The sequence below is a fragment of the Streptomyces sp. NPDC005752 genome (genome assembly GCF_040630715.1).
In the GTDB taxonomy this organism is placed as follows: Bacteria; Actinomycetota; Actinomycetes; order Streptomycetales; family Streptomycetaceae; genus Streptomyces.
The window spans coordinates 100,182-125,545 of the sequence record NZ_JBEXYB010000020.1; the positions used below are offsets into that span (position 1 = coordinate 100,182).

Below are 25,364 nucleotides of genomic sequence, written 5' to 3' on the forward strand. Positions count from 1 at the left end.
TCCGGCATGACCTCTGTCGCTGCGTACGCCGCCCCCTCCGCCAAGGCTCCGCTGGAGCGCACCACCATCGAGCGCCGCGCGGTCGGCGAGTTCGACGTCCTGATCGACATCAAGTTCGCCGGCATCTGCCACTCGGACATCCACCAGGCCCGCGACGGCTGGGGTGAGGGCATCTTCCCGATGGTGCCCGGCCACGAGATCGCCGGCATCGTCACGGAGACGGGCCCCGGCGTCACCAAATTCGCCGTGGGCGACCGCGTGGGCGTCGGCTGCATGGTCGACTCCTGCCGCGAGTGCGACAACTGCAAGGCAGGCCTCGAGCAGTACTGCGCCAAGGGAAACACCGGCACGTACAACGCTCTGGACAAGAACGGCGACCCCACCTACGGCGGCTACTCCACGCACATCGTCGTCGACGAGAACTACACCGTCCGCATCCCCGACGGACTGTCCCTGGACGAGGCCGCGCCGCTGCTGTGCGCGGGGATCACCACCTACTCCCCGCTGAAGCACTGGAACGCCGGCCCCGGCAAGAAGGTGGCCGTCGTCGGTATGGGCGGCCTCGGACACGTGGGTGTCAAGATCGCGCACGCGCTCGGTGCGGAGGTGACCGTTCTCTCGCAGTCCCTGCGGAAGCGGGACGACGGACTGAAGCTCGGCGCCGACCACTACTACGCGACGAGCGACCCGAAGACCTTCGAGGACCTGAGCGGCACGTTCGACATCGTCCTGTCCACGGTGTCCGCGCCGCTGGACTTCGGTGCCTACCTCTCCCTGCTCAAGACCGACGGTGCGCTGGTGAACGTCGGAGCCCCGGAGGAGCCCATCTCCGTCAACCTCTTCTCCCTGATCGGCGGCCGCAAGTCCCTCTCGGGCTCCGGTATCGGCGGCATCCAGGAGACGCAGGAGATGCTGGACTTCTGTGCCGAGCACGGATTCGGTGCGGAGATCGAACTCATCGGCGCCTCCGAGATCAACGAGGCGTACGAGCGAGTGCTGAACAGCGACGTCCGGTACCGGTTCGTGATCGACACCGCGACGATCTGAGGCCCTTCGGCCGCCGGCCCCGCGAGGGGCCCGGCCTCGGGCCGTCATCCGCGGGAACCACCCGGGCCCGTCGGCCTCCGCGCAGCTCCTCACGTGCGCCGCTCGTACACCGCCACCCGTCGCCCGCGGACCTGTCGGTCCGTCACCACGACGAAGTGGCCCCGCAGGACGGACATCTTTGCCTTGTCACGTTCGGCCGACACCGGACGGGCCACCGCCACCGCGTCCGTGACCAGCAACACCCGCCGCTGTGCCAGGAGATCGGTCCTTATCCGGTCCGGGCGGCCCTCCAGACCCTTCAACGTTCCCGATGTCGAGGGGCTCTTCACCAGAGCGACGTCCCGAAGGCCGTCGAAGGCGTCGGGCGAGACGAGCGCCGTGTCGCGCCGGGCTGCCGGTATGAAGATCACCGCGTCCCCGGCCTTCTTCAGGTCCCGTACGTCCTCCGCCACGGCCAGTACGTCATCGACCCGGCTCGCCGGAGAGCGCTTGGCCACCGACTGCGGCAGGAGCGCGAGCACCGTCACGACTGCCACTCCCGGAAGAAACCATGATGAAACCTGCGGTAACCCTGTGCCGACAGCACGGTGTGCCGCATCCAGTGCCGCGCCGATCAGCAAGGCCAGACCCAGCATGCTGAACAGCACGTAGCGGTCCAGGAACAGAGGTTGGACCATGGAGAGGCCGATCAGGCCGACCTGCGGCACCGCGAGCAGGGGCAGGCCCACAGCCGCGACCGACAGCCGGCCCTGCCGCGTCCGATCCGCGAGGGCCCCGATCCCGCCGATCGTCAGGAGGACGGCGGGCCCGATCAGCATGTGCCACGTCAGAGGTGGTATCCAGGACACCTGATCCGACTGTCTCCGGCTGAACAGGATCAACGGTGACGCGGCCGCGACAGCGACCGCCGAGGCAGCCGCCCAGCGCATCCACACCTCTCGTCCGGCCCTGGCACGGACGAGAGTCAACAGGTGCGCCGGAAGCACCAGGAGAGACAGCCAGTTCAGCAGCGCGCACACCAGTACCGTGCCTGCGTACGCCGCCCAACGGACCGGTCGGCCACCTCGCTCGAGCACGGTCACCAGCAACAGCGTCGAGATGCCGGCGCCCATGACGACCAGCGCGTACGGGCGGCCTTCCTGGAGGTAGAACTGCACGGCCGGAATCAGCCCGAAGGCAAGTCCTGCTGTCAGACCCACTCCTGGACCGGCCAGCCGGCGGCCGATGGCCGCCACACACGCCGCAGCCACCGACATGGCCAGCACGGAGGGCAGACGCAGGGTCGTCGTGCTGGGCCCGAAGCACTCGAACAGGCCGTGCATCAGCAGGTAGTAGAGCCCGTGAACCGAGTCGACCTGTCCCAGCATCTGCCATATCTCGGTGCTCGACCGTTGTGCCACCTGCCAGGTCGCGGCCTCGTCCCGCCACAGCGTGTGCTGTCGCGACAACCCCCACAGGCCGAGGACGAAGGTCCACAGCAGCGAGAGGACCCAGACGGACGAACGATGCCTGTACACGGCTATATGGGAAATCATGAAGACTTTCAGTCGTTCCGGGCGGCAAGAGGGGTCCCGGAAGTCAACCTCGGCCTCACGTCGTCCGCCCCCGGTGAACAGTTGTGTGTGAGGAAACTATCCCGGGACGCAGGTCATCCGCCACGCAGGAGCCCACCGCCTCGACGGCCGTACGGGGTACGCGTGTTCGGCCCCGGTTCGGGGGCGAACTCCTCCGTGCACCCGCCCGCCACCCGTCCCGCGGTGGATCTCGGCCTCACCCCGGCCCGGACGCGCACATGCCCGCGAAGGTGAACTCCGCACTTTGAACTCACAGATGACAAAGTATGGACTTCCCCAGCAGAAGTCCCCTAGCGTGGCGGCGCCACCGTAGGCGTATTGCTGTTTCGCGGTTCAGTACAGCCCGACCGGAGTGCGACCCCCTTCTGGAGGACCGATGCATCCACGGCTGCTCTTGCGTGCCCGAAGACGACTCACCGCCCTGCTCGTCGGAGGCTTTCTCGCGGGAGGTGTCTGGGCCGGCCCTCCTGCCGCCGCCGCGCCCGACGACATCCCTCCCCAGGAACCGGGCGTCACGCTGCGCGTCTTCGACACCCAGGTGCCACTCAGCTCCCTGTGTACGCTCAAGCCGGGCCAGACACCCAACCACGACAAGCTGATGTCCAGCGTGGACTGGTCCACGGTCGACGACTTCGGCGGTTTCGCCGACAACTTCGTGGCAGAGGCCTCCGGCTATCTGGTCGTCCCCGCCGACGGGACGTACACCTTCCGCCTCACCAGCGACGACGGCTCACGGCTCACCGTCGACGACCGGGAGGTCATCGACCACGACGGTCTGCACGGCGCCGAGCCCAAGGACGGTTCCGTCGAACTCGACGCCGGGTCACATCCGTTCAAGGTCGACTACTTCGAGCGGGGCGGCGAGCAGCAACTGACGCTCGCGTGGAGGCCGCCGGGCGCGGAGGGATTCGGAGTCGTGCCCCGCGAGGCCCTGAGCACCGATGCCGGGGTCGTCCGGGTCACCGCTCCGGGCCGGAAGGAGTGCGAATCCGGCACGGACAGCCCCGGTGACGGTCTGCCGCTCGCCGGTGTGCGCCCCGACCTGGACCTCACAGATCTGCGCCCTGAGGGCTTCGAACCGCAGGTCACCGGCATGGACTGGCTTCCCGACGGACGTCTGGCACTCTCCACGTGGGGTGGCTCCGAGAGCCGTACCGGGGAGGTGTACCTCCTTGACCACGTCACGGGTGCCACCAGCCGCGACAAGGTGACGGTGAAGAAGGTCGCCGAGGGCCTTCGGGAGCCGATGGGCGTCAAGTACGTCGACGGATCGCTGTACGTCTCACAGAAGCACGAGCTGACACAACTCATCGATGATGACGACGACTTCGTCACCGACGAGTACCGCACGGTCGCCACCTGGCCGTACGGCGGAAACTTCCACGAGTTCGCCTTCGGACTGCTCTACCGCGACGGCTTCTTCTACGTGAACCTGTCCGTCGCCATCAACTACGGCGGTGCGACCACCACTCCGCAGCCGGCGCCGGGCCGAGGCGCGACGTACAAGGTCAGCAAGAAGACGGGCAGGATCGAGGCGGTTGCAGGCGGCCTGCGGACGCCGAACGGGATCGGCTGGGGTCCGGGCGGTGACATCTTCACCACCGACAACCAGGGCGGCTGGCTGCCCGCCTCGAAACTCGTCCAGATCAAGAAGAACCGCTTCTTCAACCACTACACCGAACCCTCGGGCCCGTTCGACGCCCAGCCAGTCACCCAGCCGGTGCTCTGGCTGCCCCAGAACGAGATCGCCAACTCGCCCAGCACCCCCCTGCACCTGAAGGAGGGCCGGTTCGCCGGCCAGATGCTGATCGGCGACGTCACCTACGGCGGTCTCCAGCGTGCCTACCTGGAAAAGGTGAAGGGGCAGTACCAGGGGGCCGTCTTCCGCTACACGCAAGGACTCGAAGCGGGCGTCAACCGCATCACCATGGGGCCCGACGGCGCGGTGTACGCGGGAGGTCTCGGCGCCGACGGCAACTGGGGCCAGGAAGGGAAGCTGAAGTTCGGTCTGCAGAAGCTCACACCGAACGGCGGCAACACCTTCGACATCAAGGAGATGCGTGCGGTTCCCGGTGGTTTCGACCTGGAGTACACCCAACCGCTGTCGGAGGAGACCGCCGCGGAACTGACGTCCCGCTACCGGGCCGAGCAGTGGCGCTACACCCCGACGTCCGACTACGGGGGGCCGAAGGTCGCCGAGGAGCGGCTGGCCGTGCGCTCGGCGACCCTCGCCGACGACCGCAGCACCGTGCGGCTGCGACTCGACGGGCTCAAGCCCGGCCGGGTCGTACACCTCCGTTCGCCGCGCCCCTTCGCCTCCGCGTCCGGCGAGGCGCTGTGGAGCACGGAGGCCTGGTACACGCTCAACGCCCTGCCGGGCAAGCAACCGGCGGCGGCCACGCTGTACGAGGCGGAGGAGGGGCGGCTCACCGGAACGGCCGGCTTCGACACCGACCACACCGGGTACTCGGGCAGCGGTTTCGTCGACCGCTACGACACGGAGGGCAAGGCCGCCACGACCTTCGACGTGACGGTCCCCAAGGTCGGCGACTACGACGTGAACCTGCGGTACTCCAACGGACCCGACCCCTTCCGGGGCACCAAGTCCCTCTCCCTCCACGTCAACGGGAAGAAGCTGAGACAGACGAAGCTCGCCTCGACCGGCACCTGGGACACCTGGTCGACGAGGACCGAGCGGATCCGCCTGCACGCGGGACCCAACACCCTCTCGTACCGCTTCGATCCCGGTGACACCGGGCACGTCAACCTCGACCTCATCACCGTGCTGCCGCACGGTGCCCCGGTACCCCTCTTCGACGGCACCGCCGCCTCCCAGGAGCAGTGGCAGCACACGGACGGCCGGCGCGTCGAATGGCCGCTGTCCGCCGAGCGCTCGATGGAGGTGTGCTGCGGTGACATCCGCACCAAGGACGCCTACCAGGACTTCGAACTGCACGCCGAGTTCCGGGTACCGCTGCTGCCGGACGAGGTGACCGGCCAGGACCGCGGCAACAGCGGGATCTATCTCCAGGACCGCTACGAGCTCCAGATCCTCGACTCCTACGGGGACACGACCCCCGACACGAACGAGGCGGGGGCCATCTACCAGAAGAAGGCGCCGGACAGCAACGCGGCCACGGCTCCGGAGACGTGGCAGACGTACGACATCACGTTCCGCGCGGCGCGCTTCGACGACAGCGGCAGCAAGACCGCCGACGCACGCGTCACAGTGGTGTGGAACGGACGGACGGTCCACGACGACGTCGCGATCGACGGACCGACAGGCGCCGGTCTGCCTGAGGGCCCGTCGGCCGGAGCGATCCGTCTCCAGGACCACGGGAACAAGGTGCGGTTCCGCAACATCCGGATCGAACCGCTGAGCTGAGCGAGCCTCAGGCTCCGTACCGACGCGGGGCGCCTGCGAACCCTGGGTGCCCCGCGTCGTTCCGCTCATGCGCGCCGGCGGGGTGCCGTCCGGGCGGACGCCCCCCCGGGCGCGGCGTCAAGCGGGCGGGGCGTCCGACGCACTCCAGGCGGTGGCGATTCCTTCCAGCCATGCCGGAGGCAGTTCGGCGAGCTCCCATTCCGCCCGGAGCGCCGACGGTGCGCCGGTGAGGCGTTCGAGTACGGCGATGCTCGTGGGGGAGTGGAGGAGGGAGTAGCGGCCGTGGACCGCGATGCTGCTGCGTGGCCCGTACCGCGCGTACAGCTGGGTCAGCCGCTGTCCGTGGGACTCGGTGAACCGCTCCAACTGCCCGGCGTATCCGACCCGCCCCACGACTCTCATCGTGCCGAGTACGGCGGTGAGGACCTCGTCCGACACCTCGGGGTCGAGGTCCGAGGTGTCCGTGAACGCGAGATAGAGCGGCGCCACGGCGACCTTGGCGCGCTCCACGTCCACCCTCCCGACGGGATGATGGCCCCCGGCCCCGACCCCCACCGGACCTGCCATCGCGGGGCCGATGGCGCGCTCAAGGGCTTGCTCGGCGACGCGGACGAGTTCGTCGCCGACCGCTCGGGCACCGTCGTGCCAGCCGACGGCGTACGGTTCCCGGCCGGCCGGGCCTCCCGCCGCCTTCCCGACCTCGCTGTGAGCATCCGCGATCGCGCCGGCCTCCACGAGGGCGATCAGTTCGTCGGCCTCGCCCCGGAAGACTCCCGCACGGCCCAGGAGCTCGAAGAGGGTCTCCTTCGCGTTCATCACGCTGGCGGGGTCCAGCGGGTTCCGGCCCGTTTCGGCGGTGTCGATGGTGTCCCCCTCGTCGGCCTCGGTCTGGTGTCCCACCCTAGTTCGAGCAGGCTGTGTACGGGCGGGTGCCACAGAGGCGTCGCCGTCCTGATCGCGGGGCCTGCCCTGAACATGTCTGCCATACCCGCTGCGGCCGGGGCCGACGGCCGGTGCGGAAGTGGTTTCGGACGCTGCTCGCGGCACCTAGGACATGCACGCACCTCCGGTCTATACCAAACCCTTGACATGCTCGGCGTTCATTCCTTAAATCACGGAGTGAAGTAAGTGCTTCTGTTCCTTCGCTTCCCGTCGGCTCGATGAGGGTGCGCGGGGGAGTGTTCGATGCGGTGCCTGCCCGATTCGCCTGGATCTGACATGTGCACGTCAGTCCACCACGCTCCCCGAAGGGAGAAGGCATGAGTTCTCCGCGCTTGCCCCGGCGCCTGGTTCTGTCCCTCGTCATGGCACTCGGCCTCGCCTCACTGTCCACCGGCCTGGCGCAGAGCGAGCCCACGCCGGCGGCGGACACCACCGTCGCGGCCGCACCGGCCGCCGTCACCTTCTCGGACGAGTTCAACGGGCCCGCCGGATCCGCCGTCGACGGCGGAAAGTGGCAGACCGAGACCGGCGACAACGTCAACAACCACGAACGGCAGTACTACACGGCGGGCAGGAACAACGCCGCGCTCGACGGCCAGGGCAATCTCGTCATCACCGCGCGCAAGGAGAACCCCGGCAACTACCAGTGCTGGTACGGGCGGTGCGAATACACCTCGGCCCGGCTGAACACCTCCGGCAAGTTCACCACCACGTACGGCCGGGTCGAGGCGAGGATGAAGATCCCTCGCGGGCAGGGCATCTGGCCCGCCTTCTGGATGCTGGGGAATGACATCGGTCAGGTCGGCTGGCCCGCCTCCGGTGAGATCGACATCATGGAGAACGTCGGATTCGAACCGTCCACCGTGCACGGCACCCTGCACGGCCCCGGTTACTCGGGCAGCGGAGGCATAGGCGCGGGCTACACCTTGCCCGGCGGACAGGCGTTCGCCGACGCCTTCCACACCTTCGCCGTCGACTGGAGTCCGAACGCCGTCACCTGGTCCGTCGACGGCACCGTCTACCAGCGGCGGACCACGGCCGACCTCGGCGGGAAGCAGTGGGTCTTCGACAAGCCGTTCTTCATCATCCTCAACCTGGCCGTCGGTGGCTACTGGCCGGGCGACCCCGACGGAAGCACGGTCCTCCCGCAGCAACTCCTCGTCGACTACGTCCGCGTCAGCTCCGACAGCGGCCAGCCGGGTGGCGGCGGTCCCATCACCGGTCTGGCGGGCAAGTGCGTGGATGTCGCGGGCGGTGCGGCGGCGAACGGTACAGCGGTGCAGTTGTACGACTGCAACGGTACGGCGGCGCAGCGGTGGACCGTGGGAGGCGACGGCACGATCCGTGCACTGGGCAAATGTCTGGACGTGGCGTCGGGTGGCACGGCGGACGGCACGGCGGTGCAGCTGTGGGACTGCAACGGTTCGGCAGCGCAGCAGTGGGCGACGCCGGCCGCCAGGGACATCGTGAACCCGCAGGCCGACAAGTGTCTGGACGTCAGCGGAGGGGGCAGCGCCAACAGCACCCGACTGCAGATCTGGACCTGCACCGGCGCCGCCAACCAGAAGTGGACGGTGACGCGATGAAATCGGAGCCCGCGGTCGGCCCACCCGCCTGACAAGCACGCCGACGACGCCCCGTCCCCTACACCCCCGCCGTGCACATCGCGGTGAGGGCGTACGGGGCCGGAGGTGGCGGGAAGCCGCAGACCGATGCCGTGGGCCTTGCCGCCCGGCGTCCTGCCGCCTGCCGACCGGGCCCCGCGCCGGGCACGCGTCAGCGAGCGCGCTTACCGGTGGCGGCCTTCTTCGCCGTGCGACCGGAGTTGGCCGTCTTCTTCGCCGGGATCGCGCGCGACGGCCCGGCCTTCTCGGCGGCCTGCGTCTCGCTGGCGGCGTCCGCCGTGCTGAGCGCCCCGGCACTGTTCTCCAGGTGGGCGCGGACGAACCACTGGAACTGCTCCAGTGAACGGAGGTGCTCGATGAGCAGGTCCTCCGTGACCGGGTCGACGGCGGCGGCCTTCGCCGCGGCCTTCCTGTGGTCCTCGATGATCCCCGTGTAGACGAGGTCGAGTGCGCCGAGGTGGGCGATCGCGTCGGCTCTGCCCACGCTGTAGTCCTTCCACGCCCGCTCGGCGACCAGTACGCCCGCGGTGCCGTGCGGCACACCGCCCAGGGCCGAGATGCGTTCGGCGGTCGCGTCCGCCATGTCACGCACCGCCAGAGTCTGCGGGTCGAGCATCTCGTGCACGGCGATGAAGTGCGGGCCGGTCACATTCCAGTGGATGTGTTTCAGGGTGAGTGCCAAGTCGTTGAGTGCGTGCAGGCGCATCTTCAGCAAGTCGATCAGACGCCCGCCTTCCTTGGTGCTCAGGCCGGGCACGGTGTAGCGCGGGTTGGAACTCTGAGGCGGCATGATGCTCCTGGGACGAGGGGACGGTCCAACTCTCTTCATCTGCCACCGGGGCCGCGGCATGCACGCGTCCTGACACCGGACGTCACCTGACCGGCCCTGCCGAAAGCGCGCCTGAGGTGACCGACGCCCGGTGCCCCGGCCGGGAACGGGCGTGGGTCACCTCAGGCACGGGCCCCGCCCGCTGTCACGCGCGGTCCACGCCGCTCGGGGCGGCGTCCGGAGAGAGGGACGGCGCCCCGTCCGTGCTGAGCCCGGGGCGGTTGTGCCCGAACAGCGGGACCAGGGAGATCGCCACCGCGCCGAGCACGGCCGTCACGGCGAACGTCGTGAAACCGAGGCTCGCGTTGCCACCCGCGAGGACCGCACCGCCGAGCGTCGGGCCGACCACCGCGCCCGTACGGCCTATGCCCGTGACCCAGCCCAGGCCGGTGGCGCGTTCGCGGGCCGCGTACACGCGGGAGGTGGCCGCGTACACCATCACCTGGGCGCTGAACAGCCAGATGCCGGTGACGAACACGACGACGTACGCGGCTCCCAGCGGCAGTTGCGCCCTCAGCAGGAACGTGCCGACCGCGGTCAGCAGGAACCACAGGGCGGAGACCTTCACCGGGCCGAACCTGTCCGCCGTGCGGCCCGCTATCAGCATGCCGACGATGCCGCCCGCGTTGATGACCATCAGGAAGGTGACGGACGAGGAGAGGGAGTAGCCGGTGGCCCGCATCAGTTCGGGCAGCCAGGTGGAGACGCCGTAGACGAGGAGGAGACCTGCGAACGACGCCGTCCACAGCAGTGGGGTCGCCCAGCGGGTGCCGGGGGCGAACAGTGCCGTGATCGCCGCCATGCGGCCCTTCGGGCCGGCCTGGGGGGCCTGCTGCACACCCGGACGCTCCAGCCGGTAGCGGTCGGCGACGGCGTACGCCTGCTCCGCGCGGCCTCGGGTGAAGAGCACACCGGGGGACTCCGGAAGCCATTTCAGCACCAGCGGAACCGCGATCAAGGCCGGCAGTACGCCCGCCCAGAACACCCAGCGCCAGCCGTGCTCGGGGGCCACGGCGAGACCGATGCCGGTGGCCGTCATGCCACCGGCGTGGTAAGAGGTCATCATCAGGCCCGTGGCGAGCGCGACGCGGCGCGGTGGTGCGAACTCGGCGACGATGGCGAGGCCGATCGGCATCAGCCCGCCCAGGCCGAGCCCGGAGAGGAAACGCCCGGTGCCGAACACCGTGGCGCCGGGCGCCAGGGCGCACAGCGCGGATCCGGCCGAGAACAGCACGACGCTGCCCATGACCAGTGGCTTTCGGCCGAGCCAGTCGGTGAGTGTGCCCGCGGCCAACGCGCCGATGAGCATGCCGAAAGTGGTCCAGCTGCCGATGGTCCCGGCCAGTGCGGGCGTGAAACCGAGGCTCTCGTCCGCCAGCAGGTGAGGCATGGTCGCGCCGTAGATGTTGACGTCCATGCCGTCGAAGAACACGGCGAGCCAGCACAGTGCGATGACCGGAGCGACGACCCGGAAGGAGCGGTCGGGTGGGGACGTGGTCGATGCAGCCACGGGGTACTCGCTTTCTGCCACGGCGGTGTGGTGGGTGGGCTGTCCCGCTGCCGGGGGAGCGACTCCACCAGCGGGGCAAGTGTTCGCGAGGTGAAGTAAATTCCACTATGAAGCGGTGCGAGTTTCCCTTCGGCCCCCGACCGTGTCAATGGGGGCTGCAGGGTGGCTTGCTGACGCGGGCTCCCGGACGTGAGCAAGCCCGCAGGCAGGTGCCCACGGGCTCACACGACTGTCGTCCCCGGACTTCGGCGGAACGTGGGACGGTCTACGGCAACGGCAAACCCGCGTAGTTCATGGCGAGTTCGGACGCCGCGTGCGGTGACGTGGCGATACGGTCGAGCTGCGCGATCTGGAGCCGGGTGTCGAAGGGGTCGTGGTCCGGATCGGTGTGCAGCGTCGTGGTCATGAAGTACGAGAAGTGTTCGGCGCGCCACACGCGCCGCAGGCACGTGTCGGAATAGGCGTCCAGCAGGTCGGTCGCACCGGTCCTGTGCTGTCGTGTCAGCGCGCGGCTCAGCACCACGACGTCCGCCGCGGCGAGGTTGAGCCCCTTCGCGCCTGTGGGCGGCACGATGTGCGCGGCGTCGCCGGCCAGGAAGACGCGGCCGTACCGCATCGGCTCGGTGACCGAACTCCGCATCGGCAGAACGCTTCTGGAGGTGATGGGGCCGCGGTTCAGCTTCCAGCCGTCGAGCGCGAACCGGGCGTCCAGTTCCTCCCAGATCCGCTCGTCCGGCCATGCTGAGGGGTCGGTGCCGTTGGGTACCTGCAGATACATCCGGCTGACCTCGGGTGACCGCATGCTGTGCAGGGCGAAGCCGCGGGGGGAGTGAGCGTAGACCAACTCGTCGCAGGAGGGGGCCACATCGGCCAGGATGCCGAACCAGGAGTAGGGATACACCCGCTCAAAGGTGCGGCGGGCCCCCTCGGGCACGGCTGCCCGGGTCACCCCGTGGAAGCCGTCGCAGCCGACGACGTAGTCGCACGTCAGGGTCCTGTCCTGACCGTCGTGCGAGTAACGGACCGTCGGCCGGTCGGTGTCCGCGCCCTCGACCGAGCTGACCTCGGCCCGGAAGTGGAGGGCCGCGCCGTCGGCCAGCTGCAGTGCTATGAGGTCCTTGACCACCTCGGTCTGTGCGTACACCCACACACGGCGGCCGCCCGTCAGCGACGGGAAGTCGATTCGGTGCGAACGGCCCTCCCACCGCAACTCGATGCCGTCGTGGACCAGCCCTTCGGCGTCCAGCCGCGCGGCCGCCTCGACCTCCCGGAGGGCGTCGACCGTGGACTGTTCGAGAATCCCCGCCCGTTGACGCTGTTCGACATAGGTGCGCTCACGACGCTCCAGGACGACGCAGTCGACGCCCGCCCGGTGGAGCAGGCGGGACAGCAGCAGCCCTGCCGGGCCGCCGCCGATGATTCCTACGGTCGTGTGCACCGATGGCTCTCCTTCGTCATGAGGGAGTTCGCACCCCTGAGGCCGGCTGCACGCCCGCGCCTCCGAGCCATGTGTCCGCATAGTGAAAGTTACTTCACTCGATGTCGGCGAGTCTGTGGCCAGGACCGATGCCCTGTCAACAGGGCGTCCGAAGGCGTTCGTACGGCTGGGCCGACCGGGTCGCCGGGCGACCGGGCGGGCGAACACTATGAACGCAACGGCCGCAGGGGTGGCCCCGCAGGTCGCGTCCTTCCTAGCATCCCGGCTCGCAGCGCAACTCTGCGCAGAGCACCTGAAGGAGCTCACTCTTGAACGTATTCGACGCGCCCACGCATGCTCCGCGACGGCGCTCGGCGGTAGTGGCCGCTGCTCTCGCGGCCCTGCTCCTCGGCGCACTCGGCGAGTCCTCCGCCGCCGCCCGGGTGAGCACCGGGGCTCCCTCCGTCGCCGAGTGCCCGGCCGGTCTTGCGGGGAAGGCCACGTGCTACACCGGCCAGGACGGCAACGGGGCGTACTACACGATGGCAGTGCCCAAGCGCTGGAACGGTTCCCTCGTCGTGCACGCCCACGGCGGGCCCGATCTGGGCGACACCTCGGATCCGTCCCGCAGTGCCGGTGACCTGGAGCGCTGGGCGGTCATGGTCGACGAGGGATACGCCTGGGCCGGTTCCTCCTACCGCCGCGGGGGTTATGGGACACGAATGGCCGCGGCCGACACGGAGAACGTGCGGCGGTTGTTCGTCTCCCGGTTCGGCCAACCGAAGCGGACGTACGTCCACGGCCAGTCATGGGGCGGCGACGTCGCCGCCAAGGTCGCGGAGACCTACGGAGCCCGCTCCGGCGCCTACGACGGTGCCCTGCTGACCAGCGGTGTGCTCGGGGGCGGTTCACGCGGCTACGACTACCGCGTCGATCTGCGGGCCGTCTTCCAGTACTACTGCCGTAACCACCCTCGCCCCACCGAAACCCAGTACCCGTTGTGGCAGGGTCTGCGCGCGGGCTCCCTCATGACGAGCACCGGACTCCGGGCCCGTCTCGAGGAATGCACCGGCTACGCGTCGGAGCCCGCGGACCGGACCGCACTGCAGCAGCGCAACCTGAAGGACATCCTCGCCGTCACCCGCGTTCCCGAGCGCGCACTCGAGTCGCACCTGCGGTTCTCGACCTTCACCTTCCGCGACATCGTGTCGGGCCGGCTCGGTGGCCGCAACCCGTTCAGCAACCAGGGCGTGCGGTACTCCGGTTCACACGACGACAAGGCACTCAACGCAGGTGTCGAACGGTTCTCGGCCGACCCCACCGCACGCCGCGACCTCTCCTACGACAGCGACCTCACGGGCAACGTTTCCATCCCCGTCCTCACCCTGCACGCAATCGACGATCCGACCGCTTTCGTGGAGCACGAATCCGCTTACCGCGCCACCCTCGAGGGAGCCGGCACGGACGGGCACCTCGTGCAGACCTACACGACCGAGACGGAGCACAGCGCGCTGAGCGACTCCGAGTACGCCAACTCCGTCTCCGCCCTCGACACCTGGGTGCGCACCGGCCGCAAGCCGACCCCGGGCTCGATCGCGGCCTCGTGCGCCGCCTTCGACCGCGTTCATGCGGATGGGTGCTTCTACAACCCCCGTTTCCTCCCTCCGTCGTACGCGTCGAGGGTCCGGCCCCGGCCGGGCGGCCTCTCCTGGCCCGCCATGACAGCAGCCCAGGAGAGGAAGTGGAGCCGGATCACCGACGTGGGGATCGCGCCCTGACGGATGCCCGCACCCACGGCCGACGGGGCCGTCCCGCACCACCCAGGAGCGGGGCGCCCCGGTGCGCCGTCTCAGGGCGCCTTCCGTATGGCGAGACGGTCGGGCATCCGGAGCGAGCCCGTCCGTATATTCGTACGCATGTCTGTAACGGCCCTGTCGCTGTGCCTCGCGCTGTTCGCGCATTCGGCGTGGTGCGTCGACGACGGACTCTGTCGCGGCTGAATACCCGGTCGTCGGCGCGTGCCGCGCCGCCGCCCGCACTGCCGCCGTCCGTCGAGCATCATCCGGAGACCTCTCGTGACCACCGCGCCACCCGCCGGGTCCGCCCCGCCGCGCGCCCTGCCCGCCCTGCTCGTCCCGTCGCCCACGTCGGTGCCGCAGCCCGAACCGCCACCCCTGCCCCCGGTGCGCAGGGCCCCACTCGTCGTGTCCGGACTGCTGGCCGTGGCACTCACCGCGTACGTGTGGTTCACCCACGGCGCCAAACCCGGCGTGCTGCTCGTGCTGGGCCTCGGTCTCGGCGTCGCCCTGTTCCATTCCCGGTTCGGCTTCACCTCCGCCTGGCGCCAGCTGATCGCCGTCGGCAACGGCAGCGGTCTGCGGGCGCACGCGCTGCTGCTCGGCACCACGGCCACGCTGTTCGCACTGGTCATCGGAACGAGCACCGGCCTGTTCGGCTCGCAGCCGGCGCCCTCCGCCGGGTCGCTCGGAGTCGGCCTGGTCGTCGGTTCGCTGCTCTTCGCCATCGGGATGCAGCTCGGCGGCGCCTGTGCGTCGGGCACCCTCTTCGCCGTCGGCTCGGGGCAGACCTCGGTGCTTCTGACCCTCGGCGGCTTCGTCGCCGGTGCCACACTCGCCGCCTGGCAGTTCGACCTGTGGAAGGACCTGCCCGCCTGGGAGCCGGTCGTCCTCTCCGAACACCTCGGCTGGTTCGGATCGTGGGCGGCGACCATCGCCGCGCTGCTGCTCGTGGTCGTCGTCACGCGACGCGTCCAGGCCCGCCGTAACCCGCCGCCCCTCGGTGTCGTGCCCTCGGCACGCACCGCAGCCGTACGGGCCATCCGCGGATCGTGGCCCCTGGCCGCCGGCGCCCTCGTGCTGGCCGTGCTCGGCGCTGGCGTGCTGACGGTGTCCGGCGGCGCCTGGGGTGTCACGAGTGCGTTCAGTCTGTGGGGATCGGAACTGGTGGGCGCGCTCGGCGGGCACCCGGAGCACTGGACCTGGTGGCGGCAGGCCGGGAACGCGGAGATGCTGGCCGGCCCGGTCCTGGCCGACAAGACCAGCCTCACCGACATCGGCATCATGATCGGTGCGGCGGTCGCCGCGGCGACCGGCGGCACCTGGGCGCTGCACCGGGGTATTCCGTGGCGGACAGCCGTCGCGTCGGTGCTCGGCGGCGTGCTGATGGGCATCGGGGCACGACTGGCCGGAGGCTGCAACATCGGTGCCTACCTCGCGGGCATCGCCTCGGGCAGCCTGAGCGGCTGGCTCTGGGGCGCGGTCGCACTGGCCGGAACCTGGATCGGACTCAGGCTGCGCCCGCTGTTCGGCCTCGGCAACCCCAAGCCGGGCGACGGCGTCTGCTGACCGCGTCGGACCGGCGGCCCGGCCCGGCCTGCCCCGGCCCGGCCTGCCCCGGCCCGGCCGCCCGGGCCGGGCCGCAAGGGCCCGCGCCTCGGGGCCTCCTCTACGATCGTCCGCGTGTGCGCAAACGTCATAGTCGCTGAAGACGACGCCAAACAGGCCGAGCTGGTCCGCCGTTACCTCGAACGCGAAGGCCACGCGGTCACGGTGGTGGCGGACGGCCTCTCCGCCCTGGAGCAGGCGCGGCAGGGGGCGCCGGACCTGCTCGTGCTCGACGTGATGATGCCGAGGGCGGACGGACTCGACGTGGTCCGCATCCTGCGAGCGGAGGAGCGGGAGCTGGCGGTGCTCATGCTGACCGCGCGGGCGACGGAGGACGACCTGCTGCTCGGACTGGACCTGGGCGCGGACGACTACATGACCAAGCCCTACAGTCCGCGGGAGCTCATGGCGCGTGTGCGCACGCTGCTGCGGCGCACCCGCCGGGACGGGGGGCGCGACGACGGTCACGTACTGCGGGTGGGAACGCTCGCCGTCGATCCCGCGCGTCACGAGGTGGCGGTCGACGGAGCCGAGGTCGACTGCACACCGGGGGAGTTCCGGCTCCTCTCGGCGATGGCCGCCGAGCCCGAGCGGGTCTTCACGCGTGAGCAACTGCTCGCCGAACTCCACGGGTTCGACCGGTACATCAGCAGCCGCACGGTCGACGTGCACATCATGAACCTCCGCAAGAAGATCGAGCGTGCCCCCCGGCGCCCGGCCCGGCTGCTCACCGTCTTCGGAGTGGGCTACAAACTCGTCGACCCGCTGAAGGGGACCCCGCGTGCTTCGCGCTGAGCGGGGCGCCCAACGTCTGCGCCTGCGCAAGAGCCTCCTCGGCAGGCTGCTGGCGGTGTCGGCGCTCGTCGCGGCCTGTTCGGTCGCCGCGACCGCGTGGCTGGCCGTGCAGACGACGTCCGGCGCGATCGAGAAGGAGCAGGGCCGCAACCTCGCCGCGGACACCCGCGTCCTCGACGCCCTGCTCGCCTACGCGGCCGAACACCCCACCTGGGACGGCGTGGAGGCCACGGTCGACGAACTGGCCGACGCGTCCGACCGCCGCATCACCCTGACGACGCAGAGCCGCGAGACACTCGCGGACTCCGCGGACTCCTCCCCGCCGCCACCGGCTCTGCCTCCCCAGGCATCGGCGGTCGTGGACCCGCTGTCCGTGGCCGCCGTGCCCTCCGGATCGGAATCCGGGTCCGTGACGGTTGCGGCACCCGGCACGGACGGAGTGCAGCACCCCGGGACCGACCGGGTCGACGCGCGGGCCGTCGGACCGTTCAGGCTCTCCGCGACCGAACGTACGTCGCTGAGGCGCACCGCGGACGAGACGGTGCGGTGCCTCAGCCGGTCCGGCATCGCCTCGGACGTCGTCGAGGGACCGAGCGGGCGGCCCCGTATCCAGGTCGTGGGCAACGATCCCGACCGCATACGCGGCAGCCGGTGCGCGACGGAAGCCCTGGACAGCCCCACCGCGACGGAGACGAAGGCGCTCACCGCGCTCAACGAGCTCGTCAACGCCTGCCTGGGCCGGCAGGAGCGCGAAGCCGTACGGCTCGACCTCGACCTCTCGTGGGACACGTACCGGCCTCCGTCCGCGTCGGCCGTCTCCGAGCCGAGGCCCGTGCCCAGCATCAGCGCCCCGCGTGAGGCCGTGCCGACGGAGCTGCCCACCGCCTCGCCCGTGGACAGCGACGTCGACCGCGACATCGCCTCGTGCGTCGGCATCGCCCGCCAGGAGCAGCTCAGTTCGTATGTCGCCTCACCCGCCTTGCTGTTCATCACCGACCCTGGCGGCGGTGCCGTCCCCGGCTTCGAACTGTCCCCCGGGAACACGGCGAGGATCACCGGGGTCGCGGCGCTCGTCCTCGCACTCACCGTCGGCGCCTCGATCCTCGCCGGAGTCCGTCTCGTACGGCCGCTGCACGCGCTCACGGGAGCGGCCCAGCGCATGCGGGACGGTGAGGAGCCGTCACACGTCGAAGTGGCCGCCGACAACGAGATCGGCCGGCTCGCCGCCGCCTTCAACGACATGTCGGCCCACCGCGCCCGCCTGGAGGAGCAGCGCAAGGTGATGGTCAGCGACGTGGCGCACGAACTGCGCACCCCGCTGAGCAACATCCGGGGGTGGCTGGAGGGTGCCCAGGACGGCATCGCCGACGCGGACGCGCAGTTCGTGTCCTCGCTGCTGGAGGAGGCCGTGCAGCTGCAGCACATCATCGACGACCTCCAGGACCTGTCGGCGGCCGATGCGGGCGCCCTGCGCCTGCACCCCGAACCCGTACGGATCGAGGACCTGCTCGCCCACGCCGCGGCGGCGCACCAGGCACAGGCCGACGCCGCCGGGGTGCGCCTCACCGTGACCGGTCCGCGGGGCGGCACACCGGCCCCCACACTCACCGCCGACCCGGTCCGGCTGCGGCAGGCGATCGGCAACCTGGTGTCCAACGCCGTACGCCACACCCCGGAGGAGGGACGGGTGACGCTGCGCGCGTACACGGCCGGCGGAGAGGGAACGGGCGAAGAGGTGGTGGTGGAGGTCGCCGACACCGGCAGCGGTATGGCGGCGGAGGACCTGCCGTACGTCTTCGACCGGTTCTGGCGCGCGGAGAAGTCACGAAGCCGTCGCACAGGGGGCAGCGGCCTGGGGCTGGCGATCGTCCGCAAGCTCGTCGAGGCGCACGGCGGGACGACCTCCGTGGCCAGCACGGTGGGCCAGGGATCGGTGTTCACACTGCGGCTGCCGACGGCCGGCCCTGATCCGATGAACACGGTGGTCTGACAGCTTCCTCACAACTTCACTCCAGTCTGTGGGCATGCCCGGCGCCCGACGCGCATCCGTGCGTGGGCACCACCAACGCCGAGCTGGAATCGGAGTTCTTCATGTCCCTTCGCCCGACCCTGCGCACCGCAGTCCTCGCCGCTGTCGGCCTCGGCGCGGTCCTGCTCCCGTCAGGCGTGGCCGTCGCCGACGACACGCCCACGCCGGTACCCGCCCAGCGCACGGCGACCCCTGCCCCCGCGCCCGAAGGCGCCGAACGCTCCGAGGCTCCGACCTCGGCCCCGGCCGTTTCCGTGCCGGCCGGCCCGATGCCGCGGGGCGGTGTCGACGCCGGGGAGAGCCCGGCCGCAGATGCCGGCGGCACCGCGCTGTACGGATCCGCGGCCGGTGCGGTGCTGCTCGCGGGCGGCGGCGCGTTCGTACTGCGCCGCCGGTCCGCACAGCGCAACGGCTGATCCCCGACGGTGGCGCCCCTCCCCGCGTGGGGAGGGGCGCCACCCGCCGTTCTCCTCCCGACTCAGCTCGCCCACTGCACCGGAGCAACTCATGTCCCTCACATCGAAATCGTCCATGCGGACGGCCGTGTCCGTGGTAACAGCCGGCCTGCTGCTCGCCCCTGTCACCGGTTGCGCGACGGACGATGCGCCCCCGCCTCCCGTCAGGACGGGCACAGCCACTCCCGGGCCCTCGGAATCCCCCGGGGCGCCGGCGCCGACGCGGCTGACGGTCCCGTCGCTGGGGATAGACAGCACGCTGCTGCGGCTGGGACTCAACGAGGACGGGACGGTCGAGGTGCCGCCGGCCGAGAAGGGCATGACGGCCGGCTGGTACGCGGGCGGGGCCGTGCCCGGCGAGCCCGGCGCAGCCGTGCTCATCGGGCACAACGACACACGGTTCGGCAAGGCCGTCTTCCACGACCTGCACACGATCGCCAAGGGTGCGGACATCGCCGTGTCCGGCGGGGGAGGGGAGAAGGTCCACTTCACGGTCAGCGGAACGGAGACCGTCAGCAAGAAGACCTTTCCCACCCAGAAGGTCTACGGCGCCACCGATGAGAGCGTGCTCCGGCTGATCACCTGCGACGGAGCCTTCGACGCCGCCGGTCACCCCGTGGACAACCTGATCGTGTACGCGACGCTGCGCTGAAACGACCCCGGGCCGGGCACGCGTCCGCGGCGGGGCCCGGTCAACGGCGGTCCTCCACTTCGCCCTCGACGGCATCGACCATCCCGGCCACGAGGCACAGGGCAGCTTGTTCCGCCGCCGGCATCGTCCGGCGGAACGAGCACTCCGACGGCTGGCGCCCACGTGCCGCTGTCGGCGTGGCGAACGTCGCCCGGTCCCAAGTCCGTGCACGCCGCTCGGATCCGGCGGGATCCGATACCGGCCGACGGCAAGGGCCGGTGCGCCGACAGACGGCCCAAGGGCGCGTCCGGCATGCGGACGCCGGGTGACGGGTCCGCCCGGACTCTTGACGAGTACACGCATGCAGGCCAAGAATGATCGCGCAGTGCGCATGACAACGTTGTCTACGTTTCGAGAGGCGCTCATTCCATGAGATGGACCCACTGGATTCGCGGTGCGGGGGCGGCGGCCGCCACGGCCGCTCTCCTCGGCGGCGCTGTCGCCGCACCTGCCGCGGCGGACGGAGGGGGGCATGCCGAGCGCGGTCGGCTCACCGATCTCGTCAACCCGTTCATCGGTACGGAGAACGAGGGCAACACCTATCCGGGTGCCGCGGTGCCCTTCGGCATGGTGCAGTTCTCGCCCGACACCGGGCACAACACGGGTTACGACTACTCGGAGACCCACATCAGGGGCTTCTCCACCGTCCACATCTCCGGCGTGGGCTGCGGCCTGGGCGGTGACCTCCCGGTCCTTCCCACGACCGGTGACATCACCTCGACGGACAACGCCACATACGCTGCCGAGTTCAGCCACGACGACGAGAAGGCGAGCCCCGGCACCTACAAGGTGGGCCTCAAGACGGGCATCGAGGCCGAGCTGAGCGCCACCGAGCGGACGGGTGTACAGCGCTACACCTTCCCCGCCACCGACAAGGCCAACGTCCTCATCAACGCCGGCCAGTCGCTGCACAGGACGGTGAACACCGAGGTGGAGATCCTCGACAGCCGCACCGTGCGTACGGCCATCACCGGGAGTGGCTTCTGCCAGGACACCAAGCCGTACACGGTGTACACACTGACCCGTTTCGACCGTCCCTTCACGACCTCCGGTACCTGGAAGGGTGACACGGTCACCGAGGGCTCGAAGTCCTCGTCGGCGGCCGCCGAGCGCAACGGAGCCTTCCTGCGCTTCGACACGACCAAGGACCGCACCGTCGAGGCGACCACCGCCATCTCGTACGTGGACGCCAAGGGCGCGGCCCTCAACCTCCGTGCCGAAGGCGGCCGTTCGTACGACCGCGTCGCGCGCGCCGCGCAGGCCGCGTGGGAGGACCGCCTCGACGACGTCCGCGCGAAGGGCGGCAACGAGACGCTGCGGCGCACCTTCTACTCGTCCCTCTACCGCTCGTTCCTCGCACCGAACATCGGTAGCGACGTCGACGGCCGCTACACCGGCTGGGACCAGAAGATCCACCGCGCCAAGGGATTCACCTACTACCAGAACTGGTCGCTCTGGGACACCTACCGCACCCAGGCCCAGCTCCTGTCGCTGCTCGCCCCCCACGAGTCGCGCGACATGGCGATCTCCGTCCTCAAGATCGACGAGGACAGCGGCTGGCTGCCCAAGTGGGGCTACGGCACGGTCGAGACGAACATCATGACCGGCGACCCGGTCACACCGTTCCTCACCAACGCCTACCAGCAGGGCCTGCTCAAGGGGTACGAGGAACAGGCCTACCGCGCGCTCAGGAAGAACGCCGACGGCGTGCCCCCGGCCGACTCCGCCCCCGTGGGCCGCGAAGCCAACAAGGAGTACCTCGCCGACGGCTTCGCGCCCTACATCAAGGGCAGGGCCCATGTGAAGCCCGGTGACTCGGACTACGACCACGGTGCCTCCGCGACCCTGGAGTACGCCCTGTCCGACGCGATGCTCGGGCAGATGGCGAAGGAGCTGGGGCACGAGGCCGACGCCGCGCGGTATGCGGAGCGGGCGCAGAACTACCGGAAGATCTTCGACAGCTCGACGGGCTTCTTCCGCGCACGGGACGCGAAGGGGGACTTCACGGGCCCCGTCGACCCGGCACAGAGCGAGGGCTTCCACGAGGGCACCTCCTGGCAGTACCAGTGGCTCGTCCCGCAGGATCTGCCGGGCATGGTCTCCCTGATCGGTGGCACCCAGGCGGCCAACGAGCGTCTCGACTCGTTCTTCGCGTACGAACAGCTGCTGCAGGACCCTGCGAAGACCGCCCGCGAGGTGTGGGTGAACGGGCCGTACGACTACTACAACGCGGACAAGTACAACCCGCAGAACGAGCCCGACCTGATCGCCCCCTACACCTACCTGTCCACCGGCCAGCCCTGGAAGACGACCGACGTGGTGCACGCCGCGCTGACGCTCTTCACGGACACCCCGACCGGTATGACCGGTAACGACGACCTGGGGACGATGTCCGCCTGGAACGTCCTCTCCTCGATCGGGATCTTCCCGGTCCAGCCGGGCACCGACACGTGGAGCCTGTCGACCCCCGTCTTCGAGCGGGTCGACCTGACCCTGGACCGGCGCTACTACCCCAGGGGCAGCCTGACCGTGAAGGCTCCGGGCACCTCCGACTCGTCCCGCTACATCCAGTCGGCGCGGACCGACGGGGCCGCGTACGAGAAGACCTACCTGACCACCGAAGACATCCGTGACACGCGCGAGTTGTCCTTCGAGGTCGGTACACAGCCCTCGCGGTGGGGCACATCGGCGGACGCGGCACCGCCCGCCCTGAAGTGACGCGCTGAACAACCGGGACACGCACGGGACCCGCCCCTCGCCGAGGGGCGGGTCCTCCCGTTCCGCCGCGCGGCGCTCAGCCGTTGAAGCGGTCCGGATCGAACCCGGTCCGCTCGTCGCGGTTCAGGGCACTGATCTCGCCGATGTCCCCCTCGGTGAGTTCGAAGTCGAAGAGGTCGAAGTTCTCCTCGATGCGCCGCAGGGTCACCGACTTGGGGAACACGATGTCCCCACGCTGCAGGTGCCAGCGCAGGGTCACCTGGGCCGTCGACTTGCCGACCCGCTCCGCGATACGAACGAGGGCCGGATCGTCGAGCACCTTGCCCTGTGCGATCGGGGACCAGGCCTCCGTGGCGATACCGTGTTCGGCCCCGAAGGACCGGACCGCGTCCTGGGTGAGGTAGGGATGCACCTCGATCTGGTTGACGGCGGGCACCACCACACTGTTGTCGAGCAGGCGGCGCACGTGGTTGGGCTGGAAGTTCGAAACCCCGATGGCCTTGACGCGTCCCGAACGGTAGATCTCCTCCAGGGCCTTCCAGGTTTCGACGAAATCACCCCTGTCGGGGAGAGGCCAGTGGATGAGGAAGAGGTCCAGGTAGTCCAGCCGCACCTTCTCCATGGTGCGTTCGAACGCCTGGAGGGCGTCGTCGTAGGCGTGGGCGTCGTTGTCCAGCTTGCTGGTGACGAAGACGTCGGCCCGGTCGAGGCCGGAGTCCAGGACCGCCTGGCCGACCTCCTTCTCGTTGCCGTACATCTGTGCCGTGTCGATGTGGCGGTAACCGGCCTCCAGAGCCGCCAGAGTGGTCTCGCGGGTGTCCTCCGGGGGAATCTGGAAGGTGCCGAAACCGAGCTGGGGGATCTCCACGCCGTTGTTGAGGGTGATGGCGGGTACTGCGGGCACGGGTGACTCCTTGTCGTTGGTGTTCAGGGTTGTTACCGCTGCCACGGGCGTCCCGGGCCGTTCTGTACGGGCGGTGCGGACGCCGCCGCACTGCCCGGCGGGTTGCACCGGTGCACGGCGGCGGCGGTTCAGCGGGCGATCACGCAGCCCCGCCTCCGGCACTCGGCCACGCCAAGCCGTACGCGCTGATCCGACACGAAATCTCCCCGGCAGCGGTTGAGGCATATAGCGGAACACTGCATTCCGCCCTCACTGCGGCGTACCCGACCTCAATCGGGGCAAACAGGTTGATACGGCTGAATGAGGAATCCCTGTTCGGGCTGTGTCCGGGCCGCTGCGCCCCGCACGTCGAACGAGGCTGCAGCCGTGCCCGAGCTGTTGCACCCTCCTGCGCGTGTCCGTCGTGGGCCGGACCGAAACCTGCTGCCGGGAGGAGCCGGGATGCGTGGTGGCCGGCCTCCTGGTGACCGAAGCCCTGCGGGGCGCCGGTTCTACAGGCGACCGATCCGTCGGATCTCTTCCAGGGGATACGGGGTCTGCCTGCTCCGGCGCCCGAACGTGCGAGTGAAGTTGGACATCACCGCTGCGATCGGCGCGTGCCGGGCGATGATCGCCGCGGCCTCCTCCGGGATTCCTGTGGGGCGCCTGCCCTCCGCGAAGGCACGCACCAGGGCGTAGCGGCCGTCCCCGTCCTCTCTCCGGTATCCGAAAAGAGCGGTGACCAGCCAATTCACGAAATACGTGGAGGTGTAACAGCGGTCGTAGGTCTGATGCCGTTCGAAGAAGTCGGACTCGACCCGCGACAACTCGAACCCGGAGGAGACGGCGAGTCCGTAGTCCGTGAAGTAGAGGCGCCGGCCATCGGTCAGGATGTTCTCGAAGTGGGCGTCGAAGTGCAGGAGCCCGCGGCTGTTCATGAACGAGGTGCCGGCTGCCAGGTTCCTCTCCACCATGTCGCAGGCCGGGCCTGCGGCGCGGGCGCCGCCTTCGACCTGGGTGCCCAGCCATTGGTGCACGTTCCGCGGGATGTACTCCAGGAACAGCGCGACACTCGCCGAGGACCGTTCGAGGGCCCTGATCCTGTGGCGTACCTGCGATCCTCCGCCCCAGTACGCCACAGCCCGTTCGACGTCGGCCAGTTCCCCGGGCAGGGGCGTCGAGTCCGGCAGTACCCTCCAGTGGTACATCAGGGGGAAGCCCTCGTACTCCGCCGCGAGCACCCAGTTCGTCGTCATGGTGTGCGCGGCGAGCTCCCTCCATGCCCCGAAGCCCGGTCCTCCGATGCTGCCGATGCCGTACTGGCAGAACACGGGCAGTTCGAACAGGTTCGCCGTGGACCGGACGTGCTCAGGTTGCCGCTCCAGATCGGTGAGGGGCACCCGCTTCACGAAGACCGGCGTGCCGGCGACCTCCATCAGTGCCGACTTCCCGCCGATGCCGGATCCGATCGGCACGGCGGCGTCCACGAGCTCGCCCAGGGCGCGATCACTGCGCAGGGCCAAGGACGTGGAGACGGTGCTATGAGTGCCGAGACGCGCACGGTGCGACATATCGGGACCTTCCACTGCGCCTCCATCGCGGCCGCAACACCGGCCCTTGTCTTGTTACCGGCGCGGGGCACCGCCGACGACCACGCTGGACGGGCGGTCCTGCGGGTTCGGCCTCCCGAGGGGAGTGAAGAGGTCCGGGAGGCGTGTGGAACGGTGCATGTGACCGCGCCGACGACCGCACTTTACGTGAGGGCCGGAGCGGAGGAACCGGCTTCTCGCGCACAGTTCCACGCTCAGTTGCCCGGCTGCGGCCGCTTGACGGAGACCGGGTCGCACCGGCTGTTGAAGCGCTTCGACTGCTTCACGTAGGCAACGGTCGTCCGGCTCACCACCGCAGGCCGTCCATGGACGCAGGTTTCACTGCGGTTGTCTGCTCGACTTCCCGACCTGAACTTCCCGACGGGCCTATTGACACCCTTCCTCACGACTGCCATCTTCGAAGCGCTTCAACGATCTTGGCCTGGGATTCCGGTCCCGGCCTGAGCCCCG

The 25,364-nt window shown here is 69.8% G+C and carries 17 protein-coding genes; 10 read left to right on the forward strand and 7 right to left on the reverse strand.

Translation table 11 applies throughout. The features are described from left to right. Positions 1-6: 6 nt before the first annotated feature. Positions 7-1,047, forward strand: a complete 1,041-nt coding sequence (locus tag ABZ441_RS18515) for an NAD(P)-dependent alcohol dehydrogenase (protein ID WP_358974877.1) — start codon at positions 7-9, stop codon at positions 1,045-1,047. 89 nt (positions 1,048-1,136) lie between these two features. Here ABZ441_RS18515 and ABZ441_RS18520 read toward each other — a convergent pair whose 3' ends face one another. Beyond that, on the reverse strand, positions 1,137-2,582 hold the full coding sequence (locus ABZ441_RS18520) for a glycosyltransferase family 39 protein (protein ID WP_358974880.1): 1,446 nt from the start codon (positions 2,580-2,582) through the stop codon (positions 1,137-1,139). A 415-nt stretch (positions 2,583-2,997) separates the two neighbouring features. Here ABZ441_RS18520 and ABZ441_RS18525 point away from each other — a divergent pair, with 415 nt between their 5' ends. After that, positions 2,998-6,006, forward strand: a complete 3,009-nt coding sequence (locus ABZ441_RS18525) for a family 16 glycoside hydrolase (protein ID WP_358974882.1) — start codon at positions 2,998-3,000, stop codon at positions 6,004-6,006. A gap of 117 nt (positions 6,007-6,123) precedes the next feature. Here ABZ441_RS18525 and ABZ441_RS18530 read toward each other — a convergent pair whose 3' ends face one another. After that, entirely contained in the window at positions 6,124-6,906 is a 783-nt protein-coding gene (locus ABZ441_RS18530) for a hypothetical protein (protein WP_358974885.1), read from the reverse strand. 359 nt (positions 6,907-7,265) lie between these two features. Between ABZ441_RS18530 and ABZ441_RS18535 the strand changes: the two genes are divergently transcribed. Continuing rightward, the gene (locus ABZ441_RS18535; protein WP_358974887.1) at positions 7,266-8,534 is read left to right on the forward strand and encodes a lectin; all 1,269 of its coding nucleotides are present in this window, start codon (positions 7,266-7,268) and stop codon (positions 8,532-8,534) included. Positions 8,535-8,724: 190 nt separating this feature from the next. On the opposite strand, the gene ABZ441_RS18540 is transcribed toward ABZ441_RS18535, so the two are convergent. The 3 genes from ABZ441_RS18540 to ABZ441_RS18550 form a co-directional block, all read right to left on the reverse strand. Beyond that, complete coding sequence (locus ABZ441_RS18540) at positions 8,725-9,363, reverse strand: DNA starvation/stationary phase protection protein (protein ID WP_358974890.1); 639 nt, start codon at positions 9,361-9,363, stop codon at positions 8,725-8,727. 184 nt (positions 9,364-9,547) lie between these two features. Then, positions 9,548-10,912, reverse strand: coding sequence for an aromatic acid/H+ symport family MFS transporter (locus ABZ441_RS18545; RefSeq protein ID WP_358974893.1), 1,365 nt, complete (start codon positions 10,910-10,912; stop codon positions 9,548-9,550). A gap of 265 nt (positions 10,913-11,177) precedes the next feature. Continuing rightward, a complete protein-coding gene (locus ABZ441_RS18550; protein WP_358974896.1) occupies positions 11,178-12,350 on the reverse strand; it encodes a 4-hydroxybenzoate 3-monooxygenase in 1,173 nt (390 codons plus the stop codon). A 308-nt stretch (positions 12,351-12,658) separates the two neighbouring features. On the opposite strand from ABZ441_RS18550, the gene ABZ441_RS18555 reads away from it, so the two are divergent. The 7 genes from ABZ441_RS18555 to ABZ441_RS18585 all read left to right on the forward strand — a co-directional run bounded on the left by ABZ441_RS18555 (position 12,659) and on the right by ABZ441_RS18585 (position 22,421). Next, positions 12,659-14,107, forward strand: coding sequence for a hypothetical protein (locus ABZ441_RS18555; protein WP_358974899.1), 1,449 nt, complete (start codon positions 12,659-12,661; stop codon positions 14,105-14,107). Between the two features lie 297 nt (positions 14,108-14,404). Continuing rightward, positions 14,405-15,694 carry a YeeE/YedE family protein gene (locus tag ABZ441_RS18560; RefSeq protein ID WP_358974902.1) on the forward strand — a complete coding sequence of 430 codons (1,290 nt, stop codon included), beginning with the start codon at positions 14,405-14,407 and terminating at the stop codon, positions 15,692-15,694. A gap of 114 nt (positions 15,695-15,808) precedes the next feature. Next, entirely contained in the window at positions 15,809-16,528 is a 720-nt protein-coding gene (locus tag ABZ441_RS18565) for a response regulator transcription factor (protein ID WP_358974905.1), read from the forward strand. After that, on the forward strand, positions 16,515-18,518 hold the full coding sequence (locus ABZ441_RS18570) for a HAMP domain-containing sensor histidine kinase (RefSeq protein WP_358974908.1): 2,004 nt from the start codon (positions 16,515-16,517) through the stop codon (positions 18,516-18,518). The genes ABZ441_RS18565 and ABZ441_RS18570 overlap by 14 nt, the downstream gene beginning before the upstream one ends. A 101-nt stretch (positions 18,519-18,619) precedes the next feature. Further along, positions 18,620-18,973: a hypothetical protein gene (locus tag ABZ441_RS18575; RefSeq protein WP_358974983.1), complete on the forward strand. Its 354-nt coding sequence runs from the start codon at positions 18,620-18,622 to the stop codon at positions 18,971-18,973. A 91-nt stretch (positions 18,974-19,064) separates the two neighbouring features. Beyond that, the gene (locus ABZ441_RS18580) at positions 19,065-19,664 is read left to right on the forward strand and encodes a class F sortase (RefSeq protein ID WP_358974911.1); all 600 of its coding nucleotides are present in this window, start codon (positions 19,065-19,067) and stop codon (positions 19,662-19,664) included. A 408-nt stretch (positions 19,665-20,072) separates the two neighbouring features. Then, positions 20,073-22,421 carry a GH92 family glycosyl hydrolase gene (locus ABZ441_RS18585; protein WP_358974914.1) on the forward strand — a complete coding sequence of 783 codons (2,349 nt, stop codon included), beginning with the start codon at positions 20,073-20,075 and terminating at the stop codon, positions 22,419-22,421. A gap of 76 nt (positions 22,422-22,497) precedes the next feature. On the opposite strand, the gene ABZ441_RS18590 is transcribed toward ABZ441_RS18585, so the two are convergent. Both ABZ441_RS18590 and ABZ441_RS18595 read right to left on the reverse strand, forming a co-directional pair. After that, positions 22,498-23,325: an aldo/keto reductase gene (locus ABZ441_RS18590; RefSeq protein WP_358974917.1), complete on the reverse strand. Its 828-nt coding sequence runs from the start codon at positions 23,323-23,325 to the stop codon at positions 22,498-22,500. A 491-nt stretch (positions 23,326-23,816) separates the two neighbouring features. Continuing rightward, on the reverse strand, positions 23,817-24,875 hold the full coding sequence (locus ABZ441_RS18595; protein ID WP_358974919.1) for a protein kinase family protein: 1,059 nt from the start codon (positions 24,873-24,875) through the stop codon (positions 23,817-23,819). Positions 24,876-25,364: the final 489 nt, after the last annotated feature.

Coding starts and splice junctions, on each gene's coding strand:
- ABZ441_RS18525 (WP_358974882.1), top strand. CDS start 2,998: ATGCATCCACGGCTGCTCTTGCGTGCCCGAAGACGACTCACCGCCCTG.
- ABZ441_RS18585 (WP_358974914.1), top strand. CDS start 20,073: ATGAGATGGACCCACTGGATTCGCGGTGCGGGGGCGGCGGCCGCCACG.
- ABZ441_RS18575 (WP_358974983.1), top strand. CDS start 18,620: ATGTCCCTTCGCCCGACCCTGCGCACCGCAGTCCTCGCCGCTGTCGGC.
- ABZ441_RS18535 (WP_358974887.1), top strand. CDS start 7,266: ATGAGTTCTCCGCGCTTGCCCCGGCGCCTGGTTCTGTCCCTCGTCATG.
- ABZ441_RS18595 (WP_358974919.1), bottom strand. CDS start 24,875: ATGTCGCACCGTGCGCGTCTCGGCACTCATAGCACCGTCTCCACGTCC.
- ABZ441_RS18515 (WP_358974877.1), top strand. CDS start 7: ATGACCTCTGTCGCTGCGTACGCCGCCCCCTCCGCCAAGGCTCCGCTG.
- ABZ441_RS18540 (WP_358974890.1), bottom strand. CDS start 9,363: ATGCCGCCTCAGAGTTCCAACCCGCGCTACACCGTGCCCGGCCTGAGC.
- ABZ441_RS18580 (WP_358974911.1), top strand. CDS start 19,065: ATGTCCCTCACATCGAAATCGTCCATGCGGACGGCCGTGTCCGTGGTA.
- ABZ441_RS18520 (WP_358974880.1), bottom strand. CDS start 2,582: ATGATTTCCCATATAGCCGTGTACAGGCATCGTTCGTCCGTCTGGGTC.